General features: G+C 46.5%; 2 protein-coding genes. Both read right to left on the reverse strand.

From position 1 onward, the window contains the following. The coding region (locus PX484_RS02665; RefSeq protein ID WP_288102765.1) for an energy transducer TonB at window positions 1-1,101 on the reverse strand (1,101 nt) is incomplete at its 3' end. A gap of 165 nt (window positions 1,102-1,266) precedes the next feature. Continuing rightward, window positions 1,267-1,950: a hypothetical protein gene (locus PX484_RS02670; protein WP_287765840.1), complete on the reverse strand. Its 684-nt coding sequence runs from the start codon at window positions 1,948-1,950 to the stop codon at window positions 1,267-1,269. Window positions 1,951-1,998 lie beyond the last annotated feature (48 nt).

Below are 1,998 nucleotides of genomic sequence, written 5' to 3' on the forward strand. Positions count from 1 at the left end.
ACTGACTCGCACCTGATAGATTCTCGACTCACCACTGGGATTATTAAAACGAGTTGATCTCACTTCCCCAGCCGCCTGTTGATTGAAAATCGGGAAGCCAGCACTTTTAATTAACTGGGGTTCACTGCTGAGGCGGCCTTGACCATCCACCGTCACCCCATAAACCGCCGTCCCCGCTAATTGACGGGAACAAGCCGTGGCGGGATAATTACCAGTCAAATTGACGGTAGTTATACCTCTGCTGCCCTGATTGGGCTGATTTAGTTCATTTAAGGCGTTAGGATTAGTTTTTTGGACTCTGGCCAGCCAATCCACCTGATTTCTCATGGCCTCTTCGTTACTGGTATTGCTTTTGTCCGCCTCCAGGGAGCGCAAACGTTCCCGCATTTCCCACATTAATTGTTGACGACGCTGTTCATCGAGGGGAGATTGACCATTCGGCTCCGACGTGCGGGCCAAGGAATTGTTTAATTGTTCCTGCGCCTGTTGCGATGCACTACGGGGCGAATTTCGCAATTCATCTGGAGTTAGATTATCTCGGTAGGGATCGAAGTAAGGCTGGAGCTGCTGGTTATTAGTCCCCCTAGGCCGATTATTATTCTCTGACAGGGTGGGAACAGAAGGAGGACTAGGTAAACTGGGGGTAGAAGTGGGAAAATTGCGAGGAATCGGTAATCTACCCGAGGAGGAGATAGATGCCACGGGAGGAGAATAGATATTGACGGAGGGTAAGGAGGAGAGGGGAGGTAAAGGGGGAAGGGAAGAAACCGAGGGTAAAGGAGGTAAGGTGCTGTTATGGATGCCATCCATGGCGGGGAGAGGAGGCAAAGAGGAAGAAGACGAATTGAGGTTAGGCAGTCCGGGTAAGCTGGACAGGGAGGAGTCAAGACTGGGAAGACGTGACTGCTCTAGAGGATTCAATTCAATCAGATTGACGTTGCGTAATTCCTTTTTTGGCTCCTGCGCTGGATTATTGAGGAAATTAGGTAAGATAATCGCTAAAATTAGGGCATGAATACCAAGAGAAGCGGCGAACGAGAGATTATTAGAGTTAATTAGTTTATTTTCTTCGGTTTCTAGACCAAAATAGGAGGATGTCATAATCTAGTTAATTGAGCAGCGCCTGGAGGGGGAAAGTTAACTCTATTCTAATCGTCAAGGCGATTTTTTTTTCTTGAGGGCGGGGAATTAATTGGTGTCAGTACCCCACCACCCCACACCCCACACCCCACACCCTGCCCCTAGGAAAAACTTTTTCAGCCAACCCTACTTATACTGCGATCGAGCCACAGCTTTTAATTTGGGATATAATTCCGAAGGGTCTAACAAAGGGATAAACTCATCGATTACCGGTTTAAAATTAGCCGAAAAATTCTCCCTAGTTCCATGACCGTTAGGCGATTTAGGCAATGATTCTAATTCAGGGAATTTGGGCGTTTCTGGGGTTAACTGTGAGAATAATTCCTCCACATCACTCATCCCTTTGCGAGGATCATCAAAAAGAGAAGTTTCTAAGTTGAATAAAGAATCTTTACCCATGGCTACTGTGCCATTATTATCGGTTTTTCCCGCTTGTGGCTCTGGATAAGGCCGCTCAAGGGTGGTAGAAAGTATATTGACCTTTTCCTGTTTAGGGACAACTGCTGTTTTTTTGCCATTTAACTGGGAATCTGGCAAGTTTTTACAAACCAAGCGCTCGAATTCCCCCGTAAAATGAAAGGTAGGATGGCCGCGACGGTGCCAAATTTTGAGAATTTCCTCCACCGAAATGACTTTGTAACGTCCCTGATAGAGTGCCTCTAAAATCGCCATGCGAATCCAATTTAGCGAATAGGTGGGCAACCAGCGCTCGATTAATTCTTGCGCTTTATATCCTCTCATTTCAAATCGATATTGGTTGAGTATAGTCGCTATCTGCATGAGGTTGATCTCTGGGCTAATCTCTGCCATAGAATTTACAAAAACAGTGAGCGCAATCGTTACGGCTACTAGGCACTC

Source organism: Microcystis sp. M49636_WE2, assembly GCF_030065375.1.
GTDB lineage: Bacteria > Cyanobacteriota > Cyanobacteriia > Cyanobacteriales > Microcystaceae > Microcystis > Microcystis aeruginosa_C.